Source organism: Streptomyces cyaneofuscatus (assembly GCF_033109485.1).
Taxonomy (GTDB): Bacteria; Actinomycetota; Actinomycetes; order Streptomycetales; family Streptomycetaceae; genus Streptomyces; species Streptomyces cyaneofuscatus.
Genome location: NZ_CP137002.1, coordinates 7,653,728 through 7,670,455, shown reverse-complemented (window position 1 = coordinate 7,670,455; position 16,728 = coordinate 7,653,728). Strand labels below are relative to the sequence as shown.

The 16,728-nt window shown below is 71.8% G+C and carries 13 protein-coding genes; 5 read left to right on the top strand and 8 right to left on the bottom strand.

Translation table 11 applies throughout. The annotated features are described in order from the left end of the window. Positions 1-328: 328 nt before the first annotated feature. The 3 genes from R2B67_RS33975 to R2B67_RS33965 form a co-directional block, all read right to left on the bottom strand. Positions 329-1,165: a thioesterase domain-containing protein gene (locus tag R2B67_RS33975; RefSeq protein ID WP_317824117.1), complete on the bottom strand. Its 837-nt coding sequence runs from the start codon at positions 1,163-1,165 to the stop codon at positions 329-331. Beyond that, complete coding sequence (locus R2B67_RS33970; protein WP_317824109.1) at positions 1,162-4,299, bottom strand: condensation domain-containing protein; 3,138 nt, start codon at positions 4,297-4,299, stop codon at positions 1,162-1,164. Before R2B67_RS33970 ends, R2B67_RS33975 begins: the two co-directional genes overlap by 4 nt. A gap of 69 nt (positions 4,300-4,368) precedes the next feature. Continuing rightward, positions 4,369-5,679 (bottom strand): MFS transporter, encoded by a 1,311-nt coding sequence (locus tag R2B67_RS33965; protein ID WP_317824101.1) that lies wholly within the window; start codon positions 5,677-5,679, stop codon positions 4,369-4,371. A 709-nt stretch (positions 5,680-6,388) separates the two neighbouring features. Between R2B67_RS33965 and R2B67_RS33960 the strand changes: the two genes are divergently transcribed. From R2B67_RS33960 to R2B67_RS33945, 4 genes are all read left to right on the top strand, one after another. Further along, a complete protein-coding gene (locus tag R2B67_RS33960; RefSeq protein ID WP_026241989.1) occupies positions 6,389-6,805 on the top strand; it encodes an ATP-binding protein in 417 nt (138 codons plus the stop codon). A gap of 103 nt (positions 6,806-6,908) precedes the next feature. Then, on the top strand, positions 6,909-9,272 hold the full coding sequence (locus R2B67_RS33955; protein WP_317824097.1) for an FHA domain-containing protein: 2,364 nt from the start codon (positions 6,909-6,911) through the stop codon (positions 9,270-9,272). A 9-nt stretch (positions 9,273-9,281) separates the two neighbouring features. Beyond that, positions 9,282-9,944: a hypothetical protein gene (locus R2B67_RS33950; RefSeq protein WP_317824095.1), complete on the top strand. Its 663-nt coding sequence runs from the start codon at positions 9,282-9,284 to the stop codon at positions 9,942-9,944. A 6-nt stretch (positions 9,945-9,950) separates the two neighbouring features. Beyond that, positions 9,951-10,967: a serine/threonine-protein kinase gene (locus tag R2B67_RS33945; RefSeq protein WP_317824093.1), complete on the top strand. Its 1,017-nt coding sequence runs from the start codon at positions 9,951-9,953 to the stop codon at positions 10,965-10,967. On the opposite strand, the gene R2B67_RS33940 is transcribed toward R2B67_RS33945, so the two are convergent. Beyond that, positions 10,964-12,274: a streptophobe family protein gene (locus R2B67_RS33940; RefSeq protein WP_317824091.1), complete on the bottom strand. Its 1,311-nt coding sequence runs from the start codon at positions 12,272-12,274 to the stop codon at positions 10,964-10,966. The two genes, R2B67_RS33945 and R2B67_RS33940, sit on opposite strands and share 4 nt — an antisense overlap. A gap of 180 nt (positions 12,275-12,454) precedes the next feature. On the opposite strand from R2B67_RS33940, the gene R2B67_RS33935 reads away from it, so the two are divergent. Further along, positions 12,455-13,840, top strand: coding sequence for a DUF6777 domain-containing protein (locus R2B67_RS33935; RefSeq protein WP_317824089.1), 1,386 nt, complete (start codon positions 12,455-12,457; stop codon positions 13,838-13,840). A gap of 13 nt (positions 13,841-13,853) precedes the next feature. Here R2B67_RS33935 and R2B67_RS33930 read toward each other — a convergent pair whose 3' ends face one another. The 4 genes from R2B67_RS33930 to R2B67_RS33915 form a co-directional block, all read right to left on the bottom strand. Then, positions 13,854-14,207: a YkvA family protein gene (locus tag R2B67_RS33930; protein WP_018514858.1), complete on the bottom strand. Its 354-nt coding sequence runs from the start codon at positions 14,205-14,207 to the stop codon at positions 13,854-13,856. A 48-nt stretch (positions 14,208-14,255) separates the two neighbouring features. Continuing rightward, positions 14,256-14,513, bottom strand: a complete 258-nt coding sequence (locus R2B67_RS33925; RefSeq protein ID WP_317824076.1) for a WhiB family transcriptional regulator — start codon at positions 14,511-14,513, stop codon at positions 14,256-14,258. Between the two features lie 81 nt (positions 14,514-14,594). Then, positions 14,595-15,719 (bottom strand): PP2C family protein-serine/threonine phosphatase, encoded by a 1,125-nt coding sequence (locus tag R2B67_RS33920; RefSeq protein ID WP_317824069.1) that lies wholly within the window; start codon positions 15,717-15,719, stop codon positions 14,595-14,597. A gap of 70 nt (positions 15,720-15,789) precedes the next feature. Continuing rightward, positions 15,790-16,623: a Scr1 family TA system antitoxin-like transcriptional regulator gene (locus tag R2B67_RS33915; protein ID WP_317824063.1), complete on the bottom strand. Its 834-nt coding sequence runs from the start codon at positions 16,621-16,623 to the stop codon at positions 15,790-15,792. Between the last annotated feature and the right edge of the window lie 105 nt (positions 16,624-16,728).

Sequence of the window (16,728 nt, the reverse complement as noted above, 5' to 3'; positions counted from 1 at the left end):
CCGCTACTCCTTACGAGCGAGAACCGATTGACACGAGATGTGCTTCTGTCGTGCGGGACATGGTCACTACGTGTCGACGGAAGGCCGGTCTGAACTTCCACCAGAACACGTGGGGAATTCGACATATGCGAATTCTTCGAAGAAATGACCACCACTTGAAGTGGGGTACGAGCAGGGCAAAATCACTGCGGCCGGCACACCACGAGGGGCGGCACCTTCAGCAATTCCTGCGCTTTCTCGAATGATATTACGGTCCACTCTCCCTCATGAGCAAGCGTGCTGCAGGATTCCTTGGGAATATTTGCTTCCGGGCGGAACGATGAAGAATTCAATCGACTTCGAGCCGTGCCGGACCGCTCAGAGCGGACCGCACATGGGCGGCGAGCTGCTGGAGGCTGTCGCCCTGCCAGACCGTGTGATGGTCGCCCGGCACCTGGCGCTCGGTGAGGTCGGGCAGCAGCTCCGCCCAACGTCCGTCCTGAGGAGGGGACTTCTCGGCCAGCAGATGCCAGGCCGGTCCTCGGTACGGGCCGGAGGGCTCATAGGAGTGGGCGGCCTCGGCATGCGCGCGGAAGACCGTGTAGCGCTCGCTCAGCAGCTCGGCGTCCAGCTCGGGCGGCCACGAACGCAGCCGGCCGAGCTCCTCGAACACGGCGGACACGTCCTCGCCCGCGGCAGCGACCAGGGTGTCGATCTCCGCGGGGACGTCCAGGCCGAGCGAGGCGGCGATCTCATGGAGGAACCGGCGCACGGTCTCCGACTCCGGTGGCATTGGAACCACGTACGGCGGGCTGGCGTCGACCAGGATCACCCGGCCCACCTCGGCGCCGGCCTCCGCCATGCGCCGGGCCATGTCGAAGGCGATCAGGCCGCCCAGCGACCAGCCCAGCAGATGGACCGGGCCGGCGGGCAGTGCCTCAGGGAGTGCGGCTGTGTAGCGGGCCGCGAGTCCGGGCACGGAGGAGACGGGTTCCTGGCTGCCGTCGAATCCCGGTGCCTCGACGCCCCACACCGGCTGGTCCGGGCCGAGGAGTCGGGCCAGCGGGAGGTAGGAGAAGGCCGATCCGGCGCTGGCGTGCAGGCAGACGAGTGGAGTCGCGGTGCCCTGGGGATCGAGCGGGACGAAGAGTTCCACGTCCGCGAGCGGTGCGGGTGAAGGGGTCATGACCGCGCCTCCTGGAGTTTGCCGTCGACCAGCTCGGCGATCGCCCGCACGGTGACGTTCCCGTACATGACCCGGACACTGAGCTTGATACCGAAGGCGGCATTGACCCGGCTGATGGCTCGCATGGCCTGGAGGGAATTGCCACCCGCCGAGAAGAAGCTCTCGTCCGCGCCGAGTTCGGCGACATCCAGCACCTCGCGGAAGACCTCGGCAACCGATTCCTCGGTCGGGGTGAGGGCGGAAATGCCGTCCGGGCCGGTCGGATCCGCTGCGGCCGTGTCGCGCAGGGCTTCGCGGTCCGTCTCCCAGTCGGCACGCACGGGCAGTTCGGGAACCATCACCCACCGCCCCGGGATCAGCCGTTCGGAAAGGTGAGCGCCGAGGTGGTCGGCGAGGCCGCCGGGTTCCGCGGTGCGCCCGTCCGCGGGACGGATGTAGGCAGTCACCGCACCGGTGCCGTCCTGGACCACCAGGGCCGCCGACACGTCGGGATGCCCGGACAGCATTGCCTCCACCCGGGCCGCCGGCAGGACCACGCCTCCCGACGCGATCCGGTCACCGGGCCCGCCGAGCAGTTCCAGGCGCAGCTCGTGGTCCCACCGCGCGCGCTCGTCGGTGAGGAAGGCCGCCTGCCCCGGCCGGAAGGGGTCCGCCCCAATCTGTGCGCTCCCGCCCTCGGGCCGGCCGAGCGCGCCGTCGGCGAGAGTGCCGGGTGCGCCGCCGACCAGGAGGCGCCCTTCGACGCCGCGCGGGACCGGGTTCAGGGCGTCGTCGACGACGTACAGCGAACGGTTCCGGTACGGAACGAGGTCTCCGTCCCCGGTCCGCGCGCCGGCCACCGGGGCACCGGGCAGATCCAGCAGGGTGACGAAGTGCCGCCCGCCCTGTGCCCACGCCCCGGACACGGCGGTGCGCACCTCGTGGTCCGAGCCGCGTACGCAGACCAGATCGGACAGTGCCGTCGGGTCGAGCGCCCCGCGCAGCGCCGGGGGCAGGTGGGCGTGGGTGACGTGGTGTTCCACGAGCGCCGTGGTCACCGCGGCGGCGTCCCAGGCGTCCTCGGGAGCCACGGCGACGACGGTGGCCCCGCAGGTCAGCGCCGCCCACAGGTCCCCGTGCCGGGGGCCGGTGGCGATCGGAGGGAGGAACAGGCGGCTGTCGGCGTCCAGCCGGAGCAGCAGGCGGCGGCTCTCCGCGTCGAAGGACAGAGCGCTGTGCGGGAGGCTGAGACCTGCTGGGGCGCCGGCCTCGCCATGCGCGTGACGCACCAGGGCAGGGAACCGCACCTCGGGCTCGTGCCACGCCGTGGGGAGGTGGTCCGGGAGCGACTCCCCCGCCTCCGGGGCGTCCACCGAGATCAGGGCCCAGCCGGAGGGTTCCGGTAGGCGGGGCCGCGCCCGGTCGTCGGTCAGCACCACCGTCGCACCGGTCTCGACCGCGACGAAGGCGAGCCGTTCGACGGCCTCGGCCACGCAGAGGTGGGTCAGTACTCCCCCGGCGCGCCACACCGCCGTGGCGGCGACAGCGGTGTGGTCCCAGCGGTCGCTCACCAGGACGACGTGCCCGCCCTGCCGGACACCGGCGGCGCCGAGTTCCGCGGCGAGCACGCCGGACCGGCGGTCGAGTTCTGCGTAGGTGAGGGACGTCGCGCCGCTGATGACCGCCGCTGTCCCGGGCCGGTCCCGCGCCGTACGCGCCACCGCCTGGGGGACGGTCCCGCTGCCCTCCCCCGCCTCGCCGCCGCGGCCCGCCTCCAGGAGCAGGTCCTGCTCCCCCTCATCGGCCAGCGGGATGGTGGACACCGGCAGGTCCGGGTTCTCCGCGGCGGCGCGGAGGACCGTTTCGAGTTGGGTGAGGAGGGCCTCGGTGCGCCAGGCGTCGAACAGATCGGTGGAGAACTCCACGCTCGCGTCAAGTGCCTGGCCGTCGTCCACGAGCGTGATCGCGAGATCGAACCGGGCGCCTTCGGCGGCCTGCGGAAGCAGCCGGGCCGTGACACCCTCCAGGTTCAGGTTCTCTCCGGAGGTGCCGCCGCCCAGCACCTGGAAGCTGACCTGGAAGAGCGGGTTGCGGCCCGGCTCCCGAACCGGCCGCACGGCGTCGACGACCTGGTTGAACGGGGCTTCCTGGTGATCGTACAGCTCGAAGGTGCCGTCCATCACCCGGTCCACGACGTCCCGGAAGGACGGGTCGTCGGAGAGGTCGCAGCGCAGGACCGCCATGTTCACGAACATGCCGACGACGGATTCCAGCTGTGGCTGAGGACGGCCCAGCATGGGCACGCCGATGGGGATGTCGCTCTGTCCGGTGGCGCGGCTCAGCACCACGTTCAGCGCGGCGGCGAGCACCATGAACGGCGAGGCTCCGCCATCGCCGAGCCGGGCCACCAGCTCCCGTACATCGGGCGACAGCGTGCGGTGCAAGGTCGCGCCACGGCCTGATCCGCCCACCGTCCCGGTCCGGTCGGCGGGCAGCTGGAGCACCGGCACGCCGTCCAGTTTCGCCTTCCAGAAGTCGAGGTCCTCCTTGAGCCCGGCGCCGTCCAGCCGCTCGCGCTGCGCGCGTGCGAAGTCGGTGTAGTCGAGGGAGACGTCCGCGAGCGACGGGGCTGTCCCCGCGCACAGGTCCCGGTAGGCCGCGGATATCTCGGCGTTGATCAGGCCGGTGGACCAGCCGTCGGTGACGATGTGGTGGTAGCCCTGGCAGAACACGTGCTCGTCGGGGCCCAGGCGGAAGAGGGCGAAGCGGTGCAGCGGGCCCTGGCCGAGGTCGTAGGGGCGCGCGTTCAGGGTGTCGATCTCCGCGTCGAGCTTCTTCTCACGGTCCGCCGCGGGCAGGTCCGACAGATCGATGACCGGCAGGGTGAACGACTCGGGCGGGGCCACCGCCTGATGGATGCCCTCGTCCGTGCGGCGGATGGTGGTGCGCAAGGCCTGGTGGCGGGAGACGACCAGTTCGAGGGCGTCCTCAAGAGCGTCGATCCGCAGGGGGCCGCTCAGCCGCCACACCATGAGGATGTTGTAGACCGCGTTGCCCGAGGCCAGCTCGTCGAGGAAGAACAGCTGCTCCTGGGCGTAGGAGGCGGGGTGAACCGCCGGGACGGGTGAGGTCTGGCGTTCTTCGCTGGCGGGCATGTCACTTCATCTCCGGCGTTAGGGGCGGCTGCGGTGCGGGCAACGAGATCGTCCTGGGAGGAGGCGGGCCTAAGGGGCCACGGTGGCGGTCTCCTTCGCGGGATCGGGCATGGCGCGCAGTCGGAGGACGGGAGACAGGAGCAGCGGGACGACCATCGCCGCCGAGCAGATCACCAGGACGACCAGGCCGTTGCGGAGCCCGAGGGCTCCGCCCAGCAGCCCGCCGCAGAGCCCGCCCAGTGCTCCACCGCCGAACAGCAGGGTGCGGAAGGCCGCGTTCATCCTGCCCATCAAGGACTGCGGGGTGAGCGTCTGACGCAATGTCAGCTGAACGACGTTCGAGAGGCCGCTGCCGAAGTAGCTGATGAGCAGCGAGAGGATGAAGGTGGCGATCATCAGGGGCCTCGGCCCGCCGGCGAAGATCAGCAGGAGCGGGCCGGCGTAGATGCCGGTCAGGGCGGCACCGTAGATCAGTCCGGTGGGGTAGCGGCGGATGATCGCGGCCGAGCCGAGCGCCCCCAGGAGGGCTCCGACGGAGGAGACCGAGTAGACCAGGCCGATGACCTGCGGGCTCAGGCCCTTCTCACGGACACCGTAGAGGAGGAAGAGCGTGGAGACGCTGGTCAGCGAGAAGTTGGTGAAGGGGGCGAGCAGAGCCAGGGGACGCAGGAGACGGTGCCCGAACACCCAGTTCACCCCCTCCTTGAGCTCGCGGCCCAGGTGCCGTTCGGCACGCGTACGGGCCGGACGCGGTTCCTTGATCCGGATCGCCAGGAGGCTGACCAGCGAGGCCAGGTAGGAGACGGCGTCCAGGATCAGCGCGGTGGGCGGCCCGAGCCAGCCGACCAGGAGGCCTGCCGCGCCGGGACCGGCCACGTCCGAGGTGGACTGGGTGACGCCGAGCTTCTGGTTCGCCTCGACGTAGAGCCGCCGGTCCTTGACGAGTGTCGGTACGAAGGACATCCAGCTGACGTCGAAGAGCACGGAGCAGGTGCCCACCAGACAGGCGATGATCAGCAGCCCCTCGATGGAGAGCAGGTGCAGGGCCGACAGCAAGGGGACCGAGGCGATCAGAACCATCCGGATCGCGTTGGCCGTGAGCATCAGCGGCTTGCGCCGGTTCCGGTCGACCAGGACCCCGAAGACGAGGGAGAGGAAGAGATAGGGGGACAGCTGGAGAAAGCTGAGGAGCCCCATCTGCTGAGGTGTGGCGTCATACACGAGCAGCGCCGTCAGTGGCAGCGCCAGATTGGTGATCTGCGCGCCGAACAGGGAGAACGCCTCACCGGACCAGAAGGTCAGGAAGTCACGACTGCGCCACAGGCTTCTCGGCGCTTCCTCCGCCTGACCGGGGGATGCCTTTTCGGTCTCTTCCGACATCAGCCGTCACCCCGGCCGAGGTCGCTGCGGGCGCGGAAGACGGATAAGCCGACGGCGTGCGGCTGAAGCCGGTGAACACGCTGGAACATTTCTCGTCTCCCACAGGTCCGGATTCACCGCAAGGAAAACAACGGCAAAGAAGCAAATTCTTCTGCACTCGCTGGTGGTGTGCCGGGCTTCGTCTGCCCGAGCAGTCCCGCGCCACACGAGGCAATCTCCTTATGGCCGAAAGAAGCCATCAATGCCTCTCTGCCATACGGGAGTCGATCACTTCCGCTACCGTCCGAAACGGAACGGAGGACCAGCTCAACGACCCTGCCCGACCTCACCCCTTCGGATCGAGGAGAGAAAGGATCATCGACGTTGATCACCGCCGAAGGAACATTTTCGGAACCGCTCTCGATCTTTCGCCTGATGCTTCATCCGGCCCTCAAAATTCCAGCCATATGTATTCTCGCCATCAGGGCGGCTCACGACCGTCGTGAAATGGGACCGGATAGCGGCTCATGCCTCCCATGGGCCGGCATGTCGCACCTGACGGGACCAGAAGGTACGGAGCGGACCGGCCGCTCGTCCTCACATGACCGGCACTGAGCGGCAACGGGCTGACGAATCTGCGGCCGCCGGCCTCCCACGGCTCCTCCTCATGAAAGACGGATCCGGGGGTACGTGAGCTGACACAGAAAGCTCACGCGACGGGGTGACCGCCATGAACGACCGCATGCTGATGACACTTTCGCCGGACGGGGAGACCCGCACGGACTACGTCTGCCGGCCGGAGAGGGCCGCCGACGCACGGGACGCGGTCAGCAGCTTCATCGCACGGCTCCACCCGGCGCCGGCCGCGCACGTGGTGCAGAACCTGCTGCTCCTCGTGACCGAGCTGGTCACCAACGCCGTACGGCACGCCGGAGCCGTCACCGCGCTCCGGCTGACCGCGGACCGTACGGGCGTCCATGTCCGGGTCGCCGATCCGAGCCCCGCCCACCCGCAGGACCGCACGCCCGACCTGACGGGCCGCACCGGCGGCTTCGGCTGGCCGATGGTCCAGCGGCTGTCCCAGGAGCTCACGGTCCGCGAGTCGGCGGACGGCGGGAAGGTCATCCTCGCCACCGTGCTCCGCTGACCCCTGCCTCTGCCTCCACCCCTCCGGGACCCTCTCCCCTCCGGCTGCGACGGCCCCCCGGCCGCAACGGGCGCCCATCGTGACGTCTCGATAGAATTCGAACATGGCAGAGCGGCCCGCAGCGCCGACAGCGCCCGAGCTCGTCCTGGAGACCGATATCGGCTCCACGGTGATGAGTCCGAGCCGGGACTACCATGTCGGGCGCGACCCCGAGAGCGACATCGTCATCGACGACGCCCGGGTCTCCTGGCACCACGCGGTCCTCCACCCCGAGGACGGTCACTGGATGCTCCAGGACGAGGACAGCACCAACGGCACGTACACCGGCGGTCACCGCATCCACGAGTCGGACGTCGGCGCCGGCAGCGTCATCCACTTCGGCAACCCGAGCGACGGCCCACGCGCCGTCCTCCAAGGCCGGGAGCCTCCCGGACGTCCCGCCGCAGCCGACCGGCCCTCCGCCGTCTCGATGCCCGCCGCCACCGGCACCTTCCGGCAGCCGACCACCGTACGGCCGCTGCCCGCGAAGACCGTGCGCATCGGCCGCGACGCCGGCAACGACCTCGTCATCGACGACCTCGCGGTCTCCCGGCACCATGCCGAGCTGCGGGCGCTCCCCGACGGCCGGCACGAGATCGTCGACCTCGGCAGCCACAACGGCACCTTCCTCAACGGACAACCCGTCGCCCGGGCCGTCGTCGGCGCCGGTGACATCGTCGGTATCGGCCACTCCGCGTTCAGCCTCGTCGGCGAGGTGCTCCAGGAGTTCGTGGACACCGGTGAGGTGTCGCTGGACGTCCAGGACCTGGAGGTCACCGTCGGCAAGGCGGGCAAGGGCGGCAAGACGCTGCTGGACGGAGTCTCCTTCCCCGTCGGCGAGAAGTGCCTGCTCGGCGTCGTCGGGCCCAGCGGCGCCGGGAAGTCGACACTGCTCAACGCCCTCACCGGACTGCGCCCGGCCGACACCGGCACCGTCCTGTACGACGGCCGTGACCTCTACCGCGACTTCGCCGAGCTGCGCCAGCGCATCGGCCTCGTCCCGCAGGACGACATCCTCCACTCCCAGCTGACCGTACGCAAAGCCCTCGGGTACGCCGCCGAGCTCCGCTTCCCGCAGGACACGGCGAAGGAGGAGCGGCAGGCCCGCGTCTCCGAAGTCATCCATGAACTCGGCCTGGAACAACGGGCGAACCAGCCCATCCACAGTCTCTCCGGCGGTCAGCGCAAGCGCGTGAGCGTGGCCCTGGAGCTGCTGACGAAGCCCTCGCTGCTCTTCCTGGACGAACCGACCTCGGGGCTCGACCCGGGGATGGACCGCTCCGTCATGCACATGCTGCGCGGCCTCGCCGACGACGGCCGTACGGTCGTCGTCGTCACACACAGCGTGCTGAGCCTGGAGGTCTGCGACCGGCTCCTCGTCCTCGCGCCCGGCGGCCGCATCGCCTACTACGGACCGCCCGAGGACGCCCTCGCGTTCTTCGGTTTCTCCGAGTGGCCCGAGGCGTTCGAGGCCTTCGAGAACGACCGGGACCGGGACTGGGCGGCCACCTACGCGGACTCGCCGTTCCACCGGCAGTACATCGTGAACGCCTCGGCGCAGCCCCAGCTCCCCCAGGCCTCGCCCGGGGCGTCCGTCGCCCCGCCGCCGAAGACCCGTAACTGGGGTGCGCAGCTGGGCACTCTGGTCCGCCGGTACGCCTCCGCGCTCGCCGCCGACCGCACGTTCCTGATCATCATGATCGCGCTGCCCTTCGTCATGGGCGCGATGGCCCGCGCCCTGGCGGGCAGCAGGCTCACCCAGGAGACGGCGATGAACGCGCTGCTCATCCTGTGTGTGGGCGGCGTGCTGACCGGGGCTGCCAACGCCGTACGGGAACTGGTCAAGGAGCGGGTGATCTACCAGCGCGAGAGAGCCGTCGGCCTCTCCAGATCCGCGTACCTGATGTCGAAGATCGTGGTGCTCGGCACCATCACCATCCTCCAGGCCATCGTGCTGACCCTGGTGGGGCTGGTGGGCGTCGACCTCAACGCACCAGGTGGCGAAGGTGTGTTCCTGCCACCGCTCGTCGAAATCACCCTGGCCGTCGCCCTGTTGTCCTTCACCGCGATGATGCTCGGCCTGCTGGTCTCCGCCCTGGTGCGCAAGGAGGAGGTCACGATGCCGCTGCTCGTCCTCCTCGCCATCGTCCAAGTGGTGTTCTGCGGGGCCCTGCTGAAGCTGAACGGGGTGCCCGGGCTTGAGCAGCTGTCCTGGCTGGTCCCGTCGCGGTGGGCGCTGGGTGCGATGGCCGGCACGATCGATCTGGCCCGGATCGTGCCGGGCGAGCTCACGTCCGACCCGCTCTTCGGCCACTCCGCGGGGGTCTGGCTGCTCAACATGGGCATGCTGGTCGTCCTCTCCGCCCTCTTCGGCTACGTCGTCGCGAAGCTGCTGCGGCGCCATGAGCCCGCGGTCATGCGGAAGTAAGGCGGTCCCATGGCGACCCCGGCCCCGGAATTCCGCCCCACCCATGTCATCCCCCCGGACGGCCTGCCCGCCTGGGAGGCGCCCGATGTCGCCCGGCCCACCGACCCGCTCGACGCCCTGCTGCCGGTGCAGCTGGCCGAGCGGCGCGGGGACTGGGCGTATGTGATCTGCTCCAACGGCTGGGCGGCCTGGGTCGACGGGCGGCTCCTCGTCTCCGTACCGCGCACTCCCCCGGCCCCCGGTCAGCCGCTCGCCCGCACGGCGGACCCGCGCCCCCTGCTGGCCCGGGCGGAGGAGGCCCTCAACCAGTACCGGCGCGCCGCCCAGGATCTGGCCGAGGGCCGCAGCGACGGGGAGGGCTTCCAGCAGCGGACGCGGGGGATGCGGGTGGGGATGGTCGTGGACGGGGAGTCGGTGTGGCTGTACGACGCCGAGCACGAGCGGTGGGTCTTCTGCGACGGGAAACAGCTCAGTACGTACGCGGCGGAGTCGGGGCCGGGGTCGGGGACGGCGGTGCCCCCCGACGGACCCGAACCGACTCAGGTGGTGACGCCCGACGGACCCGAGCCCACCCAGGTCGTGACCCCCGACGGACCCGAACCCACCCGGCTGATGGCGCCCGAGCCGACGCGCGTCGTCACTCCCGACGATGCGCGGGACGGCGGGGGGTGACGGGCCGTGGCACCTCCGCCGCCTCCCCCGTCGCACAACGCCGGGCTGCCGGCCGGCCGGGACGACGAGCTGATCGGCAAGCGGATCGCGGGCTATCTGGTGGAGGCCGAGGTCGGCCGCGGAGGCATGGCGGTCGTCTACCGGGCCAAGGACCTGCGGCTGGACCGGACCGTCGCGCTCAAGCTGCTCGCCCCGGAACTGGCCCGCAACGACACCTTCCGCCAGCGGTTCACCCATGAGTCGCGGGTGGCGGCCGCGATCGACCACCCCCACATCGTGCCGGTCTTCGAGGCCGGTGAGACGGACGGGCTCCTCTACATCGCCATGCGCTACGTGGCGGGCGCCGACCTGCGCGTGCTGATCGACCGGCGCGGGCCGCTCGATCTCACCGCCGCCGTCCGGATCGGCGGGCAGGTCGCGTCCGCGCTGGACGCGGCGCACGACCACGATCTGGTGCACCGCGATGTGAAGCCGGGCAACATCCTGGTGGCGGCGGGGACCGACAGCGACCACCCGGAGCATGTGTATCTGACGGACTTCGGGCTGACGAAGAAGTCGCTGTCGCTGACGGGGTTCACCACGGTCGGCCAGTTCGTCGGGACGCTCGACTACGTGGCGCCGGAGCAGATCTCGGGGAAGCCCGTGGACGGCCGGTGCGATGTGTACAGCCTGGCGTGCGTGGTGCAGGAGACCCTCACCGGGGCGCCGCCCTTCCAGCGGGACGACGACATGGCCCTGCTCTGGGCCCACCAGTACGATCCGCCGCCTCCGCCGACCGGGCAGCGGCCGGACCTGCCGGGCGCGGTGGACGGCGTACTGGCGAAGGCGCTGTCCAAGTCGCCGGACGACCGTTATGACACCTGTCTGCGGTTCGTGGCGGCGTTGCGGGCCGCGTCGTCGGGGGTTCCGGCCGGGCACCATGCGCCGACCCGGGTGGACGCGCGGGCCGGTTCCTGGTCGGCGACGCCCGAGCCGCCGCCCCGGCCGCCGCGCTGGGCCCGCCCGGTGTTTCCGGAGGCCTAGGTCTCGTCCGGCGGTACCTCGCCGTGGCGCCGGTGCACCCGGGAGGCGGCCAGCCCGCCCAGGAATCCGGCGACCAGGCCCCACAGGAAGGCGATGCCGAGCGCGGTCAACAGCTTCGGACGCAGCGAGACCTCGCCGCCGAGACCGCCGCCGAGGTCCCCGATGCCCAGGAGGGACAGACCGTACCGGGCGGAGACTGCCGCGGTCAGGCCGATGAGCAGCACGGTCAGGGTGAGCGCGACCGCCAGGTGCAGGGCGTGCTGCCAGGGCCGCATGCGGGCGGGCGACCGGACGGCCATGAGGAACGCGGCGCCGAGCACGAGGAGGGCGGTGACGACGAGCAGCCACCACACGCGCCCGTCCTGGTCGGCCAGGGTGCGCAGGTTGACCGTGGACAGGTCCGGCGTACGGAGTACGGAGTCGAGCACCTGGGGCATCGGCAGGCCGAAGGGGCCCTGCACCTTGCCCTCCCAGGAGGCGCCGAGGCCCAGGGTGAGCGCGAGCCAGACCAGGTTGGGCAGGCCGAGGAGGATCACCGCGAGGGTCTGGGCGGGATGTCCGCGCACCACCATCACGACGAGTCCGGCGACGACGCCGAGGGCGACGGAGGCCAGGAGCAGCGCCACCATGGCGGACGCCGCCGGGCGCACGGTCTCCTGGAAGCGCACCAGCCGGGCCGGGAGGGGCGCCCGGCGCGAGACGAGGAGCGCCAGCACGAGGACACCCGCCAGCCACACCAGGCCGATGACGACGGTCAACGGGATGTCGGCCCGGAATCCGACCCGCGCCGAGTCACCCAGTACGTCTCCGAAGGCGTCCCCGGTGCCGTCGCCGCTGCCGTCACCGGTGAGGCTTTCGGCCGGGAGGGTGAACGTGTGCCGGGCCAGGAGCGAGAGGACGATCAGCACCACGGCCCAGAGGGCGGCGACCCGGCCCGCCCAGCCCGCCAGTTCGCGGCCTCCGGCGACGGCCCGGTGGCGCAGGGGGCGGAGGAACCCGTAGGCGATGGGCAGCGCGCCGGCCAGGGTCACCGAGAGCGGGAGCACCGAGAGGCCCGCCTGCGCCCCCACGAGGGAACCGGCGTCGCCCGCCAGCCCGACGGAACCGCCCACCGCCATCACGACGACGGCCGCGACCACACGGGGGAAGGCACCGCCGGGCAGCCCGGCAGCGCCGGCGGCCCACAGGCCGAGGGCGGCCGTCACCAGCATGGCCAGGGTTCCGGCCAGCACCGCCACGAGGGCGTCGCGCCAGCCGTGCGGTGCGCGTGTCGCGCTGTTCCTGTCGTTGCTCGCCCGGACGTTCACGCTGCCACGCTAAGCAGTGGTCCGGCGCCGCGCTCCCCGGGGAATCGGTCCCTCCCTCCGCTTGCGGGGAGCACGCGGGCGGTACACACAATGAGTGCGACAAGGCCCGGATTGCCCAGATCTGCCCCAGTTGGGGAAGCGGGGATCCGAGGCGGGTCCCGACCTCGGGGAGCAGAGCCCGTGAGTGATCAACCGCCGTCGTCCGGCCGCCCCACAGGACCGCCCTCGGGTCCGCTCTCGGGCCCCTCCCAGTCGGGCCCGACGCCCCCGCCTCCCACCACGGTGTCCGGCACACCGCCCGGTCCGCCGAGCGGCGCGGACCGGGGCGGTTCGGGCAGCTCCGGGGATTCCGGCGGCGGCCGGGGCGGGCCGGGAGACTCCGGCGGTGCGGGAGGCGGTCCGGGGAGCGGTCCGGGCGGCGGAGCAGGCGGCGGCTCCGGTTCGGGTAGCGGTGCGGGAGGCGGCTCCGGTGCCGCCCCCGGCTCCGGTCCCGGGCGCCCCTGGTGGCGGCCCGTACCCCGGATCGCCGCGATCACGGCGGCCGTGGTCGTGGCGGTGGCGCTGGTCGTGTTCCTGACCCGTCCGGACTACGGCGGCGGCAGCGGCTCGAAGGCGGGCGGCGAGGTGTTCCTCCAGGCGGCGGGCTCCTCAGGACCGGACCCGTTCACGGAGTCCACGGCGCGCAAGAGTGACACGGAGCCGGGGACCGCCTCCTCGTCCGCGGTCCCGAGCGCCTCGGCCACGGGGGCGCAGGTGACGCGCGGGGTGGACGGCGCGGCGCCCGGCCTCTACGGGGGCACCCGCAAGGTCGCGAGCTGCGATGTGGAGAAGCAGATCAGCACGTTGCGGGCGGCTCCGGACAAGAACCGGGCGTTCGCCTCGGTCCAGGACATCGAGCCGTCCGCCGTACCGGACTATCTGCGCTCCCTCACCCCCGTACAGCTGCGTATGGACACCCGCGTGACCAACCACGGCTTCCGGGACGGGAAGGCGACGCCCTATCAGGCGGTGCTCCAGGCCGGTACGGCGGTGCTCGTCGACGGCCGCGGGGTGCCCCGGGTGCGGTGCGCCTGCGGCAATCCGCTGCTGCCGCCCGTCGCCCAGGAGGACCCCAAGCAGACGGGGAAGGCCTGGCCGGGATACTGGGCGTCGGACGTGGTCGTCGTGCAGCCGGCGTCGAAGCCGGTGGACGAGTTCGTGATGGTCGATCCCGCGAACGGTGACTGGTTCACCCGTCCGGCGGGAGACACCGGCGACAAGGACAAGAAGAGCGATCCGCCCGAGTCCTGCCCGCCGGGGTCCGGCGACGACGGGAACCGGTCCTGCCCTCCGAGCCCGGGTGAGGTCCCGCCCCCGCGCGACGATACGCCCAAGCCGGACGACGGCACCACGACTCCCCCTGACGACGAGGTGACGACGCCGCCCGAGCCCGAGGCCGACACCCCGCCCCCGGACGACCCGCCCCAGCCCGAGCCGGACACCCAGCCCGCGCCGCAGGAGGAGCAGCCTCAGGAACAGCAGCCGCAGGAGCAGCAACAACCCCAGGAGCAACAGCCCAGCTCCTAGCGCACACGAACGCCTAACGCACCGCGTCCGGCCGGGGCTTCACCGTCTTGTCCAGGTTCGGAATCTCCACCGGGGCACCGGCCCCCTTGGCCCGTCCCAGGCCGGCCGCCGATGCGGCGGAGTGCAGCGAGCGCAGGGCCAGCAGCAGGAACCCGATGTCGTCGAGGTAGACGGGGTCGGGCAGCAGGTCCACCGGGGAGACGGTGTAGACGACGGCCGCCCAGACGAGGGCCTTGTTGCGCAGTGGGATCCCGGCGTCGACCAGGAGCTTCCTGGCCTTGAAGACGCGCACCAGCAGTACGGCGGCCAGGGCCAGCATGATCAGTGCGGCGACGGCGGCGACAACGAGCCAAACGGTGGTGTCCATGGCTCATCGTCTACCCAATCGGCCGCCGCTGACGGCGTTACGGGCAAGTCAGCGGGCGGTGTTCCCGGTACGCCGGCGGTTCCGGCGCTTCAGCGCGCGCCGTTCGTCCTCGGCGAGACCTCCCCAGACGCCGGAGTCCTGCCCGTTCTCCAGGGCCCATTCCAGGCACTGGGCCTGGACCGGGCAGGTCCGGCAGACGGCCTTGGCCTCCGCGGCCTGGACGACGGCGGGGCCGGACGTCCCGATGGGGAAGAACAGGTCCGGGTCCTCCTCGCGGCAGGCCGCGTGCGTGCGCCAGTTCTCCATGCTGCTCACTCCCGGTCTCGGATGGGTGCCGTAGGCGCCTGCCGTACGGCCGTAACGTCCGGGTGACCGACGATCGGCACCTCAAACACGTGGCCGCCGGAGAACCGCTGTGGCTTCCGGGGCGGGGCGGTGCAGGGCGAGGAGGGCCTGGTCGTCCTGGACCCGGCCGCCGGTGTGCCGCCCGACGTCCTCGATCAGCAGCTGGAGGATCTGCGCGGGGGCCGGCGGGTCGCCGACGAGGGAGCGGTGGCGCAGGAGGCGGGGCAGCCGTACGGCCGCGTCGTAGAAGACCCCGGCCTCGTCGCGGGCCTCGGTGACGCCGTCGGTGTAGCACAGGAGCGTGGAGCCGGGCGGGAAGGGGAACGTGTCGACCGGGAACGCATAGGTGCCCAGGGCCGCCATCCCGAGCGGGGGCGCCTCCTGGGACGGTTCGAGGACGGTGGCCGTGCCCGCGGCGTCCAGCAGCACCGGTGGCGGATGGCCGCGGTTGACGATCCGTACGGCGTCCAGGCCCGCGGTGAACTCGGCGATCAGCGCCGTGGTGAACCCCTCGTCCTCCTCCTGGCCGCCCCGCCGCCCGCCCTCGCGCAGCAGGGCCCCCTCCAGCGCGGTCACCAGGCCGGGCAGGTCCTCCGCCTGGTCGGCGGCGAACCGGAAGGCCCCCAGGTCCGCGCAGACCGCGCGGACCGCGCCCAGCCCCTTGCCCCGGACGTCCCCGACCATGACGCGCACCCCGTGCGGGGTCTCCTGGACGACGTAGAGGTCGCCGCCGATCATGGCCTCGTCCTCGGCGGGGATGTACCGGGCCGCGATCCTGAGGTCACCCAGCCGGGACGGCGGGAGGGGCAGGACGGCGGCCTGGGCCACGGCGGCGACCTGGCGGGCCCGCCGCGTCCGGGCACTCTGGCCCTCCAGGGCGCGGTTGATGAGAACGGCGAGGACGGTTACGGCCAGAAGGGTGAGCTGGTTGGCCACCCCCTGTTTCCAGCCGAAGGTGCCGTCGAACCAGGCGAGGGCCGTGTGGACGGCCATCGACAGGGCTCCGATCGCGATGATGCCGGGCAGCGGCAGCAGGGGTGCGGAGGCGACGGGCGCGGCCAGCAGCAGGGGCGCGAAGGTCACGTCCCTCGGGGTCGCCAGATCGAGGACGACGGCCAGCACGATGACCCCGACCGGGATCCACTGGGCCCTGCGCGGCTGCACCACTCCCCCACGCTGTACGGCCGGGGCACGCGCCGCATCCCGGCGGGGCGCGTCCGGGCCCCGGGGCCGGGTGTCAGAGCGGCAGCGGGGTCCCCGGCGGCGGGGCGGCGGCACACGCGGCGTCGAGCCGGATGCGGTGGGCCATCACGGCGTCCGGGTCGTCGATGAGGTCGACGCGGACCCCGGGCGTCTCCAGGACCGCCTGGTCGCCGATCTCCGGGGCGGGCACGCGCAGCAGGTGCAGGGGCGGCATGGCGGTCAGGGCGTGCGGCGGGTGGTCCAGCGGCACCACCTGGACGGTGATGTGCTGCTGCTCCATCGCCTCGGCCAGCGCTCGGCGCTGCCCGGCCATGGTCTCCGCGTCGCCCACCCGGGTGTGCAGGGCTGCGGCCGGGAGCAGGGCCCACAAGGCCGCACCGCGCTCGCTCAGCCGGCGCCGGCGCTCCCTCAGCAGCTCCAGGCGGCGCTCACGGCGGGCGGGGGTGTCGTCGGGGTACCGGATCCGGTACAGCCCGGCGGCGTAGGCGGAGGTGCGCAGCAGCTCGGGCACGAGGGCGGGGTGCCAGGTGCGCACCAGGCTGGCCGAGGACTCGACCCCGATGACGTCCTGCTGCCAGCTCTCCATGGCGTCCCGCCACTGGTGCCACCAGCCGGGCAGGTTCGCGGCTCCGAGCCCGGTCAGGATGGGTTCGGCGACGTCGGGCGGAGCCCCGTAGCGGCGCAGCAGTTCGGCGACCTGCCGGGCGTCGAGCCCGGTCTCTGCCCGCTCGATCCGCCGTACGGTCGCGGGATGCGCGTCCAGCGCGTCGGCGGCGGCCCGGAGGGAGACGCCCGCCTGTTCCCGCAGGATCCGCAGCCGGGCGGCCAGGACGCGGTGCTGCACCGTGGGGCCGGAGCGGGGTCGCATGCTCGTACCTCGTTCGTCGAGCCCCGGGGCGGAGCCGTGGACACTCTGTCGCTTGCAAAGTATGCACTTTGCGCCGAGAGTACATACATGTCGGAAATAGTCAGT